Source organism: Chryseobacterium sp. C2(2020) (assembly GCF_014218915.1).
In the GTDB taxonomy this organism is placed as follows: Bacteria; Bacteroidota; Bacteroidia; order Flavobacteriales; family Weeksellaceae; genus Chryseobacterium; species Chryseobacterium mucoviscidosis.
On sequence record NZ_JACLCT010000013.1, the window covers coordinates 1 to 16,557 of the forward strand.

Annotated in this window: 19 protein-coding genes; 7 read left to right on the plus strand and 12 right to left on the minus strand. The window is 35.2% G+C overall.

From position 1 onward, the window contains the following. Window positions 1–184: 184 nt before the first annotated feature. From H6W52_RS09215 to H6W52_RS09245, 7 genes are all read right to left on the minus strand, one after another. Window positions 185–1,189, minus strand: a complete 1,005-nt coding sequence (locus H6W52_RS09215; RefSeq protein ID WP_116097905.1) for an MvdD family ATP-grasp ribosomal peptide maturase — start codon at window positions 1,187–1,189, stop codon at window positions 185–187. After that, window positions 1,182–2,138 (minus strand): MvdC/MvdD family ATP grasp protein, encoded by a 957-nt coding sequence (locus tag H6W52_RS09220; RefSeq protein ID WP_116097903.1) that lies wholly within the window; start codon window positions 2,136–2,138, stop codon window positions 1,182–1,184. Before H6W52_RS09220 ends, H6W52_RS09215 begins: the two co-directional genes overlap by 8 nt. Window positions 2,139–2,222: 84 nt before the next feature. Next, the gene (locus H6W52_RS09225) at window positions 2,223–2,441 is read right to left on the minus strand and encodes a microviridin/marinostatin family tricyclic proteinase inhibitor (protein WP_087709517.1); all 219 of its coding nucleotides are present in this window, start codon (window positions 2,439–2,441) and stop codon (window positions 2,223–2,225) included. Between the two features lie 27 nt (window positions 2,442–2,468). Further along, the gene (locus tag H6W52_RS09230; protein WP_087709515.1) at window positions 2,469–2,687 is read right to left on the minus strand and encodes a microviridin/marinostatin family tricyclic proteinase inhibitor; all 219 of its coding nucleotides are present in this window, start codon (window positions 2,685–2,687) and stop codon (window positions 2,469–2,471) included. A 116-nt stretch (window positions 2,688–2,803) separates the two neighbouring features. Beyond that, the gene (locus H6W52_RS09235) at window positions 2,804–3,583 is read right to left on the minus strand and encodes an alpha/beta fold hydrolase (protein WP_116097901.1); all 780 of its coding nucleotides are present in this window, start codon (window positions 3,581–3,583) and stop codon (window positions 2,804–2,806) included. A 96-nt stretch (window positions 3,584–3,679) separates the two neighbouring features. Continuing rightward, window positions 3,680–4,399, minus strand: a complete 720-nt coding sequence (locus tag H6W52_RS09240) for a pyridoxine 5'-phosphate synthase (protein ID WP_116097899.1) — start codon at window positions 4,397–4,399, stop codon at window positions 3,680–3,682. Window positions 4,400–4,477: 78 nt separating this feature from the next. Beyond that, complete coding sequence (locus H6W52_RS09245; protein WP_116097897.1) at window positions 4,478–5,746, minus strand: mechanosensitive ion channel family protein; 1,269 nt, start codon at window positions 5,744–5,746, stop codon at window positions 4,478–4,480. Window positions 5,747–5,912: 166 nt separating this feature from the next. Here H6W52_RS09245 and H6W52_RS09250 point away from each other — a divergent pair, with 166 nt between their 5' ends. The 3 genes from H6W52_RS09250 to H6W52_RS09260 all read left to right on the plus strand — a co-directional run bounded on the left by H6W52_RS09250 (window position 5,913) and on the right by H6W52_RS09260 (window position 8,157). Next, a complete protein-coding gene (locus H6W52_RS09250) occupies window positions 5,913–7,088 on the plus strand; it encodes a carboxypeptidase-like regulatory domain-containing protein (RefSeq protein WP_116097895.1) in 1,176 nt (391 codons plus the stop codon). A 78-nt stretch (window positions 7,089–7,166) separates the two neighbouring features. After that, a complete protein-coding gene (locus H6W52_RS09255; RefSeq protein ID WP_116097893.1) occupies window positions 7,167–7,658 on the plus strand; it encodes a DUF456 domain-containing protein in 492 nt (163 codons plus the stop codon). Between the two features lie 7 nt (window positions 7,659–7,665). Next, window positions 7,666–8,157, plus strand: coding sequence for a hypothetical protein (locus H6W52_RS09260; RefSeq protein WP_116097891.1), 492 nt, complete (start codon window positions 7,666–7,668; stop codon window positions 8,155–8,157). Here the strand turns inward: H6W52_RS09260 and H6W52_RS09265 are convergent. Both H6W52_RS09265 and H6W52_RS09270 read right to left on the minus strand, forming a co-directional pair. After that, entirely contained in the window at window positions 8,144–8,785 is a 642-nt protein-coding gene (locus H6W52_RS09265; protein ID WP_116097889.1) for a uracil-DNA glycosylase, read from the minus strand. The genes H6W52_RS09260 and H6W52_RS09265 overlap by 14 nt on opposite strands. 156 nt (window positions 8,786–8,941) lie before the next feature. Further along, on the minus strand, window positions 8,942–9,445 hold the full coding sequence (locus tag H6W52_RS09270) for a GNAT family N-acetyltransferase (RefSeq protein ID WP_116097887.1): 504 nt from the start codon (window positions 9,443–9,445) through the stop codon (window positions 8,942–8,944). Window positions 9,446–9,934: 489 nt separating this feature from the next. On the opposite strand from H6W52_RS09270, the gene H6W52_RS09275 reads away from it, so the two are divergent. From H6W52_RS09275 to H6W52_RS09290, 4 genes are all read left to right on the plus strand, one after another. Then, window positions 9,935–12,082 carry an endonuclease MutS2 gene (locus H6W52_RS09275; RefSeq protein ID WP_087709499.1) on the plus strand — a complete coding sequence of 716 codons (2,148 nt, stop codon included), beginning with the start codon at window positions 9,935–9,937 and terminating at the stop codon, window positions 12,080–12,082. Next, window positions 12,083–12,574 (plus strand): YcxB family protein, encoded by a 492-nt coding sequence (locus tag H6W52_RS09280; RefSeq protein ID WP_087709497.1) that lies wholly within the window; start codon window positions 12,083–12,085, stop codon window positions 12,572–12,574. Between the two features lie 85 nt (window positions 12,575–12,659). Next, window positions 12,660–13,271 carry a hypothetical protein gene (locus tag H6W52_RS09285; RefSeq protein WP_123891956.1) on the plus strand — a complete coding sequence of 204 codons (612 nt, stop codon included), beginning with the start codon at window positions 12,660–12,662 and terminating at the stop codon, window positions 13,269–13,271. Window positions 13,272–13,676: 405 nt separating this feature from the next. Next, window positions 13,677–14,345, plus strand: coding sequence for an ATP-binding cassette domain-containing protein (locus tag H6W52_RS09290; protein WP_116097881.1), 669 nt, complete (start codon window positions 13,677–13,679; stop codon window positions 14,343–14,345). A gap of 1 nt (window position 14,346) precedes the next feature. Here H6W52_RS09290 and H6W52_RS09295 read toward each other — a convergent pair whose 3' ends face one another. From H6W52_RS09295 to H6W52_RS09305, 3 genes are read right to left on the minus strand one after another with little or no spacing between them, the layout of a single operon-like run. Next, entirely contained in the window at window positions 14,347–14,673 is a 327-nt protein-coding gene (locus tag H6W52_RS09295) for a helix-turn-helix domain-containing protein (protein WP_116097879.1), read from the minus strand. Beyond that, on the minus strand, window positions 14,649–15,077 hold the full coding sequence (locus tag H6W52_RS09300; RefSeq protein ID WP_087709487.1) for a transposase: 429 nt from the start codon (window positions 15,075–15,077) through the stop codon (window positions 14,649–14,651). The genes H6W52_RS09295 and H6W52_RS09300 overlap by 25 nt, the downstream gene beginning before the upstream one ends. Window positions 15,078–15,102: 25 nt before the next feature. Then, window positions 15,103–16,488, minus strand: coding sequence for a hypothetical protein (locus H6W52_RS09305; RefSeq protein WP_185216656.1), 1,386 nt, complete (start codon window positions 16,486–16,488; stop codon window positions 15,103–15,105). Window positions 16,489–16,557 lie beyond the last annotated feature (69 nt).

The window sequence follows — 16,557 nt, forward strand, 5'->3', positions numbered from 1 at the left end:
TTAGTATTTGTTCAATTCTAAAATATTAATTTTAGACATTAAGCACCTCATGTTTTTCTCCGAATTCACGTTAATATAATACTATAAATCAATTACTTAAATTCATTTCTTATCCCGAACTGAAGATAAATAAAAAAAAACGGACTTTCGCCCGTTTTCTGTATTATCATTTGTCAGAAGAATTTTAGACCAAAACCATATTGTTTCTTCTTGGAGCTTTATCGCATAAAATATCAGCAATGCTTTTTGAAATAAGGTTTCCTTCGGTGAGATTATCCAGCCAGAAGAATTCTCCGGCACAATTGATCTCAATGAAATAATATTCGTCTTCGGGCGAAACGATCATATCAATAGCTCCGTAATCGATGTTGTAAACGTCTAAAAGTTCCAGCAATTTTGCTTCGATGTCTGTCGGAAGTTCCGTCGGAATCCATTTATCAATAAGATTTACTCCGTCTTTTCTCCAGTCTATTTTTGCAGCTTCCGACTGTTGAGAATCGATTTCGAAAGCATAAACATCTCTTCCTACAATGGTGATTCTAAGTTCTTTTTTCTTTTCAATTTTTTTCTGGAACTGCATCGGACAGTACAAAAGCGTATCAAGTTCTTTCAGTTTATCTTCCTTTACCACATTGGTGAAGACCACACTTTCTACACCGTCTTCATAAATGGCAAATCCTGTCTGCATTTTGGCAACCACATTTTTATGTTTTACAATGAATTGTTTTGCCTCTTCCGGATTGTTGGTAAGGCAGGATTCCGGAATCCTGAGTCCAATTTTATGAGCTATTTTCAACTGTTCTTCCTTACTGTCTACTCTTCTGTAAACACTTGGTTTTCCGAATGCATAAACATCAATAGACTCTAAAAATCCAAATAGTGTCGTCCTGATCTCTCCCATCGCAGCTCCGTAAAATTTAGAATCCAGTTCTTCTTTCAGACCAGATCCAATATTGTAGGCTCTTCTGTACCAGACTGCGGAAATATCGTCTAAACGATGTTTTTTTTCTGGAGTTTCTAAAATACTGATCCACTTTCCGTCTTCAAAACGGGTAGATAATTTATTTTGCAAAGGGTATAAATCTACATCAAAACGGATGACTTCACAATTGTTCTCAGCAATATATTCTGTTACTTTTTCTATAGAAAAATTATCTCCTGTATGGGTAATTATTAAAATTTTATTCATTGGTATTCATTCTTTTTATAAGGTTATCGGCAATTTTTTCAGCAATCGGGAAATTAAGTTCTTTTTGCAGCATTCCCCATTCTCCCTGCGGATTTACTTCGAGGAAATAATATTTTCCATCTCTACCTTTTATCATGTCGATTGCTCCGATGTACAATCCCATATCTTTCATCATTGAGGTAAGACCGGTCTTCATATGTTCCGGTAAATGGTATTCTGACCAAAAATAATTTTCGTTGGCTATTCTCCAGTCTGCGTTTTCGCTGTTATTGATTTTTCCGGTAAAAAATTCTCCTTCAAGATACAGTATTCTCAATTCATATTCTTTTTCGATGTAGGGCTGAAAAATCATGGGACAGTATTCTATGTCTTCTATATTTTCGAGAGAATTTTCGTCGATGATGTTGGTGGAAAGGAAATTTTCGCCGCTCATTGTTTTTGAAAGCGCACCATGAAGTTTTGCCACCATTTTTCCATTGCATTTCTGATGGAAAAACTCAGTTATTTGTTCTGAATTGTTCGAAAAAATAGTTTCGGGAATAGTAAGGTTGTTTTTTTGGGCGATCTTTAATTGATACATTTTGTTGCTATCAATCTTATTTTCATTTTCAAACGGATTGATCCACGGAATTTCTTCCAGCAAGGTGAAAAGATTGTATCTGAGAGCAGCATATTCTTTCAGAAAAATTTTTGTGTAGGTTTCATCCAGTTCCTCAGGAACAGAAATTCCCCATGATTTTCTATGCCACACCGCTTTAATTTCATTTGAATTAACGGTATTTCCGAGTTCATCGGTTAATTCAAAAAAGTTTTCGCTGATGCTTATTTTCTGATAATGATTTATTTTATCAGAATTTAGTCTGAAAAAAGGAATATTTTTAGATTTTAAATATTCAAAAAAGATATCAATATTGTAAAAATCCTGAGAATGTGTAATGCAAAGAATCATCTGCCATTTTTATTAAAAAAGGAAACTTAGAGTGTAAGTTTCCTTTTAGTATGATTTTTTTAATGTGATCGAGATAAAAATCCATTAAATCGATGGAGAATCATCATCCCCATCAGAAGGATATTTCATTGTCTGCGCCATATCATAGATTGGCTTTGTCACAGTATCTACAGCAGGTTTTGTAACCGTATCCTGCGAAGCAATTGTTACATTTGCTCCTCCTTTAATTTTTTCAGGATCCTGTAATTGTTTCTCTAAAAATGAAGCAAAAAATGGCTTCTTCTTTGAATCTTTGTTTTTCATAGTTGTTTTATTTTGGGTTGTTCGTTTTTAGATTTCTGTACCTCCTTCATCGCCATCGGAAGGATATTTCATGGTAACATTATCATTGGAAGGTTTTGTAATGCTGTCCTGAAGCGCTGTTGTAACATTATCTTTTAACGGAGCTGTGGCAACAGTTTCAGATCCTCCTTTGATTTTTTCCGGTTCTGCGATTTGTTTTTCTAAAAATGATGCGAAGAACGGCTTTTTGTTTTTCTTATTTTCCATGATGTTAATATTTAGTGATTTAGCTTCGACTAAAATATTAAAAAATATCACACAAAGAAGAATAAATTCAAAATTTAAGAAAACTTTAACAATTCAATCAAAATAAACACTTTATGCTATATAATATTCAAAAATTCTTTGACAATTTTAGCAAAATCGACAGGATTTTCAGCCTGAACCCAATGTCCTGCGTTTTTTACCGTTGAAAACTGAGCTTTTGGGAACTGCTGTTTGATGGCAAATTTGTCCTGAGGAAGAATATAATTTGATTTTTCGCCTGCAATAAACAACGTTTCACCATCAAAAACGCCAAATTTAATGGCATTCGAAACAAACTGATTGTATTTTTCAGACAGAGTTTTTAGGTTAAATCTCCAGTTGAGTTTTTTATTATCATCCCAATACAGATTTTTTGTGAGGAATTGTATGGTTGATCTTTCAGGAATATACTGGCTCAAAACAGCTTCCACATCATTTCTGGAATTTACCGTATTGAAGTCTACCGTTTCCAAAGCTTTGATAATTCCTTGATGATGTGGAGGATATGCTTTCGGAGAAATATCCACAACGATGAGCTTTTCCACTTTTTCAGGATATTTAATAACAAACTGCATCACTGCTTTTCCGCCTAAAGAATGCCCCAGAATATGAGCTTTTTCTATTCCGTAATGATCCATATACCGAAGAATATCATCTGCTAAATCGTCGTGAGACATCTCATCGGAATGAAAACTTCTCCCGTGATTGCGGAGATCAATAAGGTGAGTCGGTACAAATTCTCCGAAATCTTTCCCGAAGGTTCCCCAATTATCAAGCATTCCAAATAAACCGTGAAATACCAAAAGCGGTGTAGACGAAAGATTTTCGCCAAATATTTTTGAATTTAAAATTTCCATGCGTTTTGTTTTTAGGATAGAAGTGGGTTCCGGAAGCAGATAGTTCAGACAATACTTATCAAACCTTTGGCTTTACACACCCAACTTCCAGCCTTTTTACCATTTTGCCAGTCTCTTCAGATAAGCCTGAACTGTATTTTCCATCCCCATATATAATGCTTCGGAAACCAAGGCATGACCAATCGAAACTTCAAGCAAATTCGGGATGGTATCTGCAAAATATTTTAAATTTTCTAAACTTAAATCGTGTCCGGCATTAATTCCCAATCCAAAATCTGTAGCAACAATCGCAGTGTCGTAGTAAGGTTTTATGGCAGCTTCTTTATTTAAAGTATAATTTTTAGCGTAAGCTTCGGTGTAGAGTTCAATTCTGTCGGTTCCTGTTTTGGCAGCATATTCTACCAGTTCGGGAGTCGGATCCAAGAAAATTGAAGTACGGATTCCTGCATTTTTAAACTCTGCGATAATTTCCGTCAGAAAATCAAGATGTTTTTTGGTGTCCCAACCGGCGTTTGAAGTAATGGCATCATCTGCATCGGGAACCAGCGTTACCTGTTCCGGTTTTACCTCAAGAACCATATCGATAAAAGAACGGTGAGGATTTCCTTCGATATTGAATTCCGTGGTTACCAAAGGTTTCAGATCATAAACATCTTTTCTTGTGATGTGTCTTTCATCGGGTCTTGGATGGATGGTGATACCCTGTCCTCCAAACTCCTGAATTTTTACGGCTGCCTCCGTTACACTGGGTGTTTCTCCTCCTCTTGCATTTCTCAGCGTCGCAATTTTATTAATGTTTACACTTAGTTTTGTCATACTGCAAAAATAAAAAAACCCAACTTAAAATTGGGTTTATTATTTCATGAAATTTTACATTAACATAATAAGCTTTCATTATACCTTCACACTGATCTGCATCACCTGAAGATCAAATTCCTTTGAAGCTACGAGTAAATGATCAAAAATATCTGCCTGAATCTGCTCAAAATGTTCCCAACGCGAATCATTGGCGAAACAGTAAATTTCTAAAGGCAGACCTTGCGGAGTAATATCCAACTGACGAACCATCATTGCCCCATCCTGATCTACATCGGGATCATTCTGGAGATATTTTTCTGCATAATATCTGAAAACGCCAATATTAGTAAGCTGTCTTCCGTTCACTATTTTATCACTGTGCTTCAAAGTTTCTTTTTCTTTTTTCAGCTCAATGCTTTTTCCTTCAAGATATTCTGAGATCAGATTAATGTCTTTCAGACGATCAATGTCTTCTTCCGTTAAAAATTTAAAGGAATTGATATTAAAGTAGATTGATTTTTTAATTCTTCTGGTGTTGGATTCCGACATCACCTGAAGATTTTTAATCTCAGTAGTTAAAAGATCATAGGTTGGAATTGAAGAAATGGTTTTATCAAAATTCATGATCTTCGTCGTTAAAAGACTAATGTCTGAAATATTTCCTTCGATATTGTATTTAGGAATACTGATCCAGTCTCCTACTTTAAGACTTTTAGAAGTTGAAACATGGATTCCGGTTACAAATCCGAGAATGGTATCGCGGAAAACCAGTACCAGAACTGCTGTAATTGCCCCTAAACTTCCAACAATGGTAGCTCCTTTAATCCCGAAAATAACACAGATTCCTACAATGGAAAAAATGAAGATTCCTAAAATTTTCATTGTTTCAGAAATCGCATTCAAAGCCATAATTTTGTAATAATCCTGTTTAATGGCGAAATAATTTCTGAAAGCAGTAAGACCACGATAGAGCATTCCGGCAAGAATTAATACAAGTCCTAAATTAATGGAACGTATAATAAAGATATTGGTTCTGGGAATTGCTTTTGGCGGAAATATAGAGGTCTGAATTCCCAGTACAATTGCCAAAGCAAAAAGATGTGCAACAGAATTTGTTATTCTTGACTGATAAATTGATTTTATGATGGGATATTTTTCTTCATTATGAAAAAAACGGAAGATAAGATTGATTACCGGTTTTACAAGAAAGTCTATCAGCAAAAATACAATAACAAGAATCGCAAGTTTTGTAAAGGCATGAAAAACCCAATCCAGACCTGCCGGAGAAATTTTGGTAATGTATAAATAAAGCTGTTCGCTTAAATCCTGTATGAAATTTTTGGTTTCCTGTAACTGATCATTCATTCTAACAAATTTAGTAAAAAAATTAAATTCACTCAATATCGATTAAATAAGGATTTTTCATAAAATATTTCAATTTCAATTAACGATTATTTAAAATTATTCTAAAATTAAGATATTTATAATAATAATATTGTTAATTTAGTGATGTAATTAAACGCTAAAACTTATGAAAAAACTAAACCTCATTTTTATTTTTATTATCTTATTGTCTGTGGGTTCCTGTCGCTCAGATGCTCCATCTACAGAAGCTACGGTTGATAATACAGTAAAAACCGGAAAAATCTCCGGAAAAGTAATGTCACAGAACGGAGCCAAAGCCATTGGTGGCGCATCCGTTTTTACTTTCGATGACAAATATAAGATCTACTACACTACTTCCGATGCGGATGGTAATTTTACATTGGACGCTCCGGTCGGTAATCATACCATTCATATTCAGACCGGGAATGGAAGCAATTTCCGGACAGAAGTTACTGCAAATGTAAAAAATAACGAAACTTTAACGCTAGATCTGTCTCAGACCAAACTGAATCAGGTAGCTAAAATTGCTTATGTAAAAGGTTCGTATGATAAAATTGAAGATATTATTCTTTCTTTAGGATATACTGCAACGGAAATCACGAATAATGATCTTGCAAATTTAACGGCTATAGCGCAGTATGATATTATTTTTCTGAACTGCGGCTCCAGAAAATATTCCACCAATCAGGCTCTTTTCCCTGCAATTGATGCTAATCTTGCAATCTTCGTTGCTAATGGCGGAAGTATCTATGCTTCAGATTGGGATGTTTCTTATTTAGTGGGTGGTACAGACAATACTTCAAGCTGCGCTCCAGCGGGAGGATTTGTTCCCGATTCAAAACTTTGTTCTACGAACACAGGAAATTCGGGCATTGTTCCGGCTGTGGTAAGCAACGCAGGATTGTCTTCGGCACTTGGTTTCAACAATCTTAATATTGATTTTGATATGGGAGCATGGCAAAAAATTACAAATTACGATCCTTCTTACTGGGAAGTTTTAGTAAAAGACGGTTCTAATCAGGCTTTAATGCTGAGAACGAATCATTTTACAGCTACAGGAATTCCGGTAACGCCTATTGGAAATGCTCCGAACACAACTTTTGTTCCGGTTTGCATTACTATTCCGGGAAGCAGTATTCAGATCACGATTTCGGTTCCGCAGACTTTGGTTCCTTATCTTGTTGCATTGGGTGCAACTGTAGGTTCTTGCTCTGGTTCTTCAAACAGCGGATATATCTATTATACAAGTTTCCATAATCATGCTGCAGGAAACATCGGAAATGCGGGTGTGATTTTACAGTATGTGATCCTGAATCTTTAATCATATTTTTTTCATTACTATATAAAGTGGCTCTTTTTGGAGTCACTTTTGTTATATATTGCAAATAAATTTCAAATTATGGACACGACATTAATTAATATCCTTTGTCTTATTCTTTTGTTTCTGGGGATTTTAGGAACGTTTCTTCCTGTTTTGCCGGGTTTATTGCTGAGTATCTGCGGACTTTTAATTTATAAATTCGGAACAGATGCAGATCTTCCTATGATTTATGTTTGGGCATTCGGAATTCTGACGGTAGCTTCTGTAGTTTTGAATTATGTAATTCCGGCAAAAACCAATCAGAAATACGGGGGAACGCGTTGGGGAAGCATCGGTTCGATTATCGGAACCATTGTCGGAATATTTTTACCTATTCCTTTGGGTTTTCTGGTGGGAATGTTTGCAGGAGTGTTTATCGGAGAACTCCTTCACGACAGCAAGGATGTGAATAAAGCCCTGAAATCAACAAAAGGGGCTTTTATAGGATTTATTTACGGAACAGGTTTCAGTCTTGTGGTAGGTGTGGCAATGTTTTTGGTGGTATTATTAGATATGCTTAATATTATATAAAAAAATTATGCTACATAAAATGCTTATCCTGAGTTTAGGCTCATTGTTTTTAATGAACTGTAATGCTCAAAAAGAAAATAAATTAAAAGTGAACACGGATAAAACAGGCGTTACAAAAGTAACCAGTAAAGATGGCGGAATGATCTATTTCAACGAGGGTGAAAACAAATTCCTTGAAGAATATCAGATGAATGTAACTTTCAAAGGAATTTCTGAAGACAGCCGTTGCCCAAAAGATGTAAACTGCATTTGGGCAGGTGTTGCCGTGGCACAGGTTGAAGTAATGGGAACTGCAACCCGACCGGTGGTTCTGAATTTAGCTAGTATGGACAATGAAGGCAGAAACTATCATCAGTCGGCTGCATTTAACGGATATACTATTTCTTTAACGGATGTTCAGCCTTATCCTGCTTCGGCAGACGGAGCAAAGGCTTTGAACGGAAAGTACAAAATAGGAATCACCATTAAAAAAGGAGGAGAAAATCCTACCATGAAATAGGCTTTTTCCCTTTTGAAACAAGATATTCATTAATTTTTGAAAAAGGTCTGCTTCCGAAAAATCCCCTGTACACAGAAAACGGAGAAGGATGCGCAGATTTTAAGATAAAATGTTTAGCCGGATCGATGAGTTCGGCTTTTTTTTGTGCAAAAGCGCCCCAAAGAACAAAAACAACGTTTTCTTTTTTATCTGAAATTTCTTTGATGATGAAATTTGTAAATTTTTCCCATCCCAAATCTTTGTGTGAATTCGGAGAATGCGCACGAACGGTTAATGTTGCATTCAACAGTAAAACGCCTTGTTTTCCCCAATCGTCCAATTCTTTTGAAGTTCTTTCAACACCCAAATCATCTTTTAATTCAATAAAAATATTTTTCAGAGAAGGCGGCGCGGCAACCTGTTCAGAAACGGAAAAGCACAGACCATTTGCCTGATAATCATTATGATAAGGATCCTGTCCTATGATCACCACTTCGATATCTTCAAAAGGCGTAATTTCCAACGCTCTGAAAATCTGATTTTTTGGTGGAAAAACTTTAGTGGCTGCATATTCCTGCTTTACTTTTTCCCATAAATTAGTAAAGTATTCTGTATTTTTTATCGGGGCTAATATTTCTGTCCAGGTCATATTTTAAATTTGAAAATTTGAGAATGAATTAATTTAAAAATTCAATTTTTACGCCAACTGTCATTCTGAATGAAGCAAAGCGTAATGAAGAATCTAACGCAAATTTAATGATTAAAATAAAAAAAGATTTCTCCTTCGTCGAAATGACAAAGAAAATTATTTCTTCAAACTAAAAACCAGATTCTCCGGAAAATCTTCATCCTTTCTATCCTCCTGCAATACAAAATCATGTTTCAAAAGAAGTCCTTTTGAATTTTCGTTGAGTTTGTGCGTCATCGCAACAATTTCCTGCAAATGTAAATTTTTAAATGCAAAATCCACGACTGCAGCCAAAGCTTCCGACATGATGCCTTTTCTGTGATACTCCGGTAATAATTCATAACCGACTTCTGCTTCTTTCCGGTCTTCGGAAAAATTCCAGAGACAAATGGTTCCAATCAGATTCGGGTGGTCTTTTAACGAAATTCCCCAATAAAAAGATGTCTGATTTCGGGTATTTTCTTTAATGGTTAAAATAAACTGAAGCGCATCATAATTGTTTTTAGGAGGATTTCGGTGTACGAACTGGTTGATGGTTTCATTGCTTCTGATCTTTAGAATGTCTTCCGTATAACTTTCGTCGATGGGTTTGAGAATTAATCTTTCGGTTTCTAGCTTCATAGTTCAAACTTACATAAATTTAGTAATTAAACTTATTAGTCTCGACCAAAAAAAACACGAAAATTTTATTCGAAAAGTCAACCCAAAGTCCAAAAATTAAATCTAATTGTTAAATAGCGGTAAACCTCACAGGTTTTAAAAGAAATTTAGTAATTAAACTAATCAATTTCTATCACAAAAATTACGAAAAATTTTACTAAAAGAAATTTTAAAATTCAAAAATTCAATTTAGTTGTTAAACAATGCTAAACCTCACAGGTTTCGGAAACCTGTGAGGTTTTAAAATTAAAATCAAACATTTATCTAATTATACAGCACATTAATGATTTGAGAAAAGCTTTACAAAAAGATAACATCCTGAATACAATCTAAGCGTTACAAAATATCAAACTGGACTTGCCGAAGCTTATATTAATAAAAGAGATCAAATCAATAAATCATTTTCAAATTCTCAAATTATTTCATTTTCAAATTAATTATCTTTGCACTGTGTATATAAATAAAGAAGATTTAAACGAATTAGAGTTTCCGCAATTGCTCGCGGAAATTTCTCCCTTTGCGTATTCTCCGAAAACAAGAGAAAAAATTCTTCAACTTCGTCCGATGGAAATAGACGAGGCAGAACTTTCATTGAAAAAAACTTCCGAATATCTTTCGAGTTTTGAAAGTTCAAATGCAATTCCGTTTGATGAATATGAAGATATCGAAAGTGAGCTGAAGCTTATGCTGATCGAAAATTACCGCCTGGAAAACAGCGCTTTCATCAAAATCAAAACCATCACGGAGCAAATCGGGAAACTGCAGAAGTTCTTCCCGACCATGCCGGAAACCTTCCCTACTCTCATGGAAGATGTTTCTGTTCTGGAATTCAGAAAAGAGATTATTGATAAAGTTGATAAAGTGTTCAACCGTTTCGGTGAGGTTAAAAGCGAAGCTTCTCCTGTTTTAAAAGGATTAAGAAGTGAAATTCAGCACGCGAAAAAAGCGATTCAGGAAAACTTCAACCGTGCGTTAACGACTTATGGACAGAGTGATTTTCTGGATGATATCCGCGAAACGATTATTGATGACCAAAGAGTTTTAGCGGTAAAATCGGGATTCAAAAGAAGAGTTCCGGGAAGGGTTTTAGGACTTTCAAAAACAGGTTCCATCACTTATATTCAGCCGGATTCCGTAGTAAAGCATTATTTCAAACTTCGTGAAAGTGAGGAGGAAGAGAAAAAGGAAATTGATAAGATTTTAAGACAGCTTACCGCAGAACTGGCGGAATTCCAACCTCAGCTCTGGAGATATCAGAAGTATATTTTCGATCTTGATTTAACGAGAGCGAAGGCTAAATTTGCAGAACTCATCAATGGTGTTTTACCAAAAATCAACCGCCATAAAACGTTAAGATTAAGAGAAGCATTCCATCCTTTGCTGTTTTTAAGAAATAAAGCGGAAAATAAAACGATCTATCCTCAAACGCTGAGTTTAACGGAACACAACAGAATCATCTGTATTTCCGGACCGAATGCGGGAGGAAAATCCATTACGCTGAAAACAGTTGGTTTGCTTCAACTGATGATCCAGAGCGGAATTCTGGTTCCAACCCATCCAAAATCGGAAATGTTTTTCTTTGATAAGATCATGACCGATATTGGGGATAATCAGTCGATTGAAAATCACCTTTCGACGTATTCATCAAGATTGAAGAAAATGTCGGGAATCATTCGTGAAGCTGAAGCGAATACGCTTTTACTAATCGATGAATTCGGTACAGGTTCCGATCCTGAACTGGGAGGTGCGTTAGCAGAAAGTTTCCTTGAGTTTTTCTATGACAAAAAAAGTTTTGCGATCATTACGACGCACTACACCAATATTAAACTTGTTGTAGAACAGCTTCCGAATGCCCAGAATGCCGCAATGCTATTCAATGAAGAAACGCTGGAACCGATGTACAAACTGGAAGTGGGACAAGCGGGAAGTTCATTTACTTTTGAGGTGGCGGAAAAGAATAAAATCCCGAGATTCATTATTCATTCTGCCAAGAAAAAGGTGGAACATGATATTGTAAATCTGGATAAAACGATTGTAAAACTTCAGCAGGAAAAATATGAAGTGGAAAAGCTTAAAACCGATCTTGCCGAAAGAAAGGAATCTGTAGAAGATAAGCGCGATAACCTTCAGAAACTGAATGAACAGCTTCAGCAGAAGCTATTCAATTTCCAGAAATTATATGAAGAAGAGCACCGTAAACTGCAGTTCGGGAACAAAATTGAGGCTTTTATCGACAGCTATGTAAAAGGAAAATCCAGAAAAGATGTGGTAAAAGATTTTGTAAAAATTCTTGAGCAGGAAAAATTCAGAAAACTGGGTGCGGATAAAGATGAATCTAAACGTCTTCAGGTTGTAAAAAGAAAGATTACCCAACAGCTTAAAAAGGAAGAAGTGATTGAAAAAATTACGGAAACCAATGAAAAACTGGAGGAAAAACGCAAAACCGACCGCGCTCTTTGGATGAAAGTCGGGCAACGTGTCCGTATTTCCGGCAGCACGAGTGTGGGAACGATTGAAAAGATTTCGCGAAATAAAGTGATCGTGAATTACGGAACATTCAAAACTACGATTGACGCAGACGAACTGGAAAGAATTTAAATGATAACGGTAAAAACTCATATCAGTTTTAAGGATTTTCTGATGTTTCATCTCAAAAGTTCTTTAATAAGGCTTATTGCTTTTCCTTTGCTGATTGTGCTTTTCTTTATTGTAAAACTGTTTGCAGATGGCAATTCTGAACAGGAAATTTTGCTTTCAGCTTCAATGTGGCTTGGAATTATGTTTCTGTTTATCGTGATCCGGTCTTTTTTACGGCTGAAATTTGCTTTCAGCTCCAATAAAAAGATTCAGGAAAATATTACATATATTTTTACGGAAGAGAAAATCCGTACAGAAGGAGAAACTTTTGATGCAGAATTTGCATGGAATACGGTTTATAAAGTGAAGGAAAATAAAGAATGGTTTCTGATCTACCAAAGCGCACAGACAATGAATATGGTCCCGAAAAAGTATTTTACGAAGGATGAGATTACCGGATTACGAAGAATGATTACAGAAAACAATGTAAAAGCAAAACTCAGAAAAGAGTAATGTACTTACAAAATATCTCATGAGAGCGTCTGTTCAGGACGCTCTTTTATTTTAAATTTTATATTTTTACCCCAAACAATAATTTATGAAGAACTTAAAAATGCTGTCCGACTTTCTGCCGATACCGAGCTATACTGTAATTATCCTTTGTTTTTTATTTCCCTTTTTCCTTGTGAAATGTGGCAATGTTACTTTGATGTCTGTAAAGGGAACTGATCTGATAACGGGAGTTTCTAAGCAAAAAATGGACGAAAGAATGAGAGAAAGCATTAAAAAAAGTTCTCCTTATGCATCTTCCGTAAGCAATCAGGAAGATCATTCAACGTCATCAGATGATTCTCAGGAAGAAAGTGACAAAGGTGATATTTCGCCAAATCCGTTTGTTATTCTTTCTTTTCTAATGGCGATTGCGGGAATTGCTGTGCAACTGATGAAAACCATACGAAACAAGTATCTTTATCATCTTGGGGTTTCTTTAACCGGACTTCTTGGGTTTTTAGGATTTTATCTGAGTTTTAAAGCTAAAATGGAAGATATGGAACATACCACAGGAATGGGAATGGATGGAAAAATAAATATTGCGTACAGTTTCGGAGATGCTTTTTATATTGCTGCCGCTGTATTTTCAGTTGTTTTTGTTTTCTTTGGAATCTATTCTTATCTGTTTTTGTCAAAAAAAGATCCGGAGAAAATTTAACGATATTTGGTTATCAGTTTCTAAAAAATTTCAGATTTTTATTCTTTTGAGAGCTTAAGATATTTTAGTAAAAGCTTTATAATCAATTGATGTAACTTTGGTTGAATTCAAAATTAGTTTAAACAGATATATGGTTAAAAATATAAGGATTCTATGGATTTTCTATGTAAAATTATTGATTCCTGCTGTTCTATTTTCTTTGTTGATGAATGCCCTACTTGGTTTTACGGCTGACAATTTCGGATTGTGTTTTTTGGTATTTTTTCCGGCTTTTCATTATCTGATTTATGAATTAAGATTTAAAAATGAATATTTTTTCTTTGCCAATTTCGGGTTTTCAAAAGTTTTTCTTTGGATCTTCACTTTTTCAGCAGGGGTAATTGTTAATGTGATTACAAAATTGATATGAGCAAATTGCATGTTGACAGTGTTACAAAATCTTTTAACGAAAAGAAAATTCTGAGAGATACCTACATGGGTTGTGAAACAGGAAAGATTATCGGATTGCTGGGAAGAAACGGTACGGGAAAATCTACTCTTTTAAAAATTATTTTCGGAACAGAGAAAGGCGATTCTCAGTTTGTAAGAGTGGATGATAAAATTTTACAAAACCAAATGGACAGGAAAGGAAGGATTGCTTATTTACCTCAGCATTCTTTTCTTCCAAGGGGTGTAAAAATTAAAAAACTGATCTCACTTTTCTGTAATAAAGAAAATGCAGATCAGCTCATTGGATCAGATTTGTTAAAACCTTTTTTAAATGATACTTCTGGAAGTCTTTCCGGCGGTGAGAAGAAAATTATTGAGGTTCTTTTAATTTTATATTCCGATTCAAAGTTTATTCTTCTGGATGAACCTTTTAACGCTTTATCTCCAAAAATGATTGTTGAAATTCAGAAGATGATTAAGGATCAATCGCGACAGAAAGGAATTATTATTTCAGATCATCGCTATAAGGAAGTTTTAGATGTTTCAGATGAAATTTATCTTCTTTCTGATTGTTATTTAAGTCAGATTAAGGATTTAAGAGAATTACAAGATAAAGGTTATCTTCCGATCTCTTATTCAGATTAATTCAGAAGAATATTTTTTTCCATTTTCCCACTGTATTTCTGCTCATTTTAAACTTAATAGCCAGTTCAGTATTGTTTAAATTATTTTTTTTCTGATAATCCAGAATTTTTAAAATGGTAGATTTATCATATGATTTTAAATTCTGATCTGCCTTATTGGGTTTTAAAATATTATTAACTTCTAAAACATCCAGAAAACCCAGCTCTTCTTTTCTGAGTATATGTTCGCACTGCTGAAGTTTTTCAGGATATTTCATTGTAATAAGATCCTGATATATCTGTTTATAGTCCGGAGTTGTTTTCTTTATTTTTTTCTCTTTGATATCCATTTGTATAGTGTTGTGCTTGGAATTTTATATTTTTCGTAGATTTCATGTCTTGACAGTTTCTTTTCTTCCATCAATTCGAGAATAAAATCAATAATTTCCTGAGTATAAATATTTTTTCTGAAGTTTGATTTCAATACTTTATGTTTAGTCTGTGACTGTGGTTTCAGATTTGAAGACGGAGGCGCGTAAAATATTAAATGCTGAGTATAAAGTCTAAAGAAGTCATAATTAAGAAGTTTACTCCAGTTCAGCAGAACAGTACAGTCTATATGCGACGAGCTGAACATTTTGTATATATCTTCTTCTTTCAAATTAAAATAATTACAGATGTGGGAAATTTCCATCCCACATTCTGTAACCTTAATTTCAATAAACTTACCAATATGGATGTCCTTGAAATTCATTTTTCATCAATGTGTATTATATTTACTATTGTCCTGTAATCTGTTCGATTTTAATAAAAACTTTTTGTTTGGTTACCTCTGTTGCAGTAGCCGAAGGATCCATCCCTGCCATTACAGTTGCAGTGTAAGCTACTTTGGAGGTTGTGGAAGTATCAATCCAGGAATAGTATCGATATTCCGGTCCGCTATTAAATGCGTTATAAATCCCCGGATTTCCCCAAGCGCCTGCATTAGAAGTGGATAATGATCTCCATGTATTTCCGTCTCCACCACCCGGAGTTTGTGACGGAACTACTAAACTTCCTCCGGCATCAGTAATCTGTCCTCCATAAAATGTAGAGTAATTCCACATAATGGTTTTGGATGTACTGGAGTTATTTCGCAACAGTACGTTGTTTTCTGCTCCACTTGCAGTAGAAGTTGTGTTATTGGTAGCAGTAGCGGTAGCATTCTGAATAGAGTGTCTCATAAAAACTTTTACTGTGTAAAGACCATCCGGTGTCTTTGCTTCTACTACAAATCCTTTTACTCCCGTGTCCGGATCTGTTACAAATTTCATATAATCCATAACCGCTACTGTTTTAATATCAGCATTCACCTGAGTTCCTACAGTAACAGAGCTACAGCCTGTAAGTCCGGAATTTGCGGTAATAAAAGGAGTCAGATCAAATGTAATTCCCACCGGTGACGTTTGCGAAGCAATAGGAGTTCCCTGTACTGCAAATGCTAAAGAACCGGATCCAACCTCAAGCTTTCCGCCGGTAATGGTTGCCGTAACTCCCGGATTTCCTACTGAATATAATGTAATTCCACTATACTGACCGCCGTTTGCTCCGGAGTATGGAATTTTCATCACAGTTCCTGAAGTAATTGCAGTAGGCGTATTTCCATCAATTAACTGCGATGGATCCAATGCAGCAGCATTACAGTTTAAAACAGCAACTGCACCTACCGGAGAAGTGTCTTCCATAAGACGCCACTCGCTTCCGTTCCAGTAAACATACCCGGAATAGCTAAATCCTGAATTTGTTCCTAAATTATACACCAATAATCCTGTTGCCGGATTCGGAATTGTTGTAATATCCGTTCTGGATGTTAAAGCCATTCTTGGAATAAGAAGTCCTTTTTTGCTTCCTGAAGAAAGTTGATCCACATTCATATCCAGTATAGCAGAACCATCTGGAGTTACTGTACCAATACCTACACTTCCATTGCTCTTAACAACAAAGTCGTCGGAAGACTGTAAAGCTGTTGGTGCGTTATCCGGATCATTGGTTGTGGCAGAAGAAGATTTTCCGTCTACATGGAATACACCTTGCGATTTTGTGGTATTAATACCAACCTGAGCGAAAGATTTAAATCCCAAAACAGAAATAGCAATGAGAAGAAATAATTTTTTTTTGTTCGTCATAATATATGTTTTTAAAGGGGGTTATCAGATATTTATATTATCAATATTTAAAGATTAAATTTTTATTGT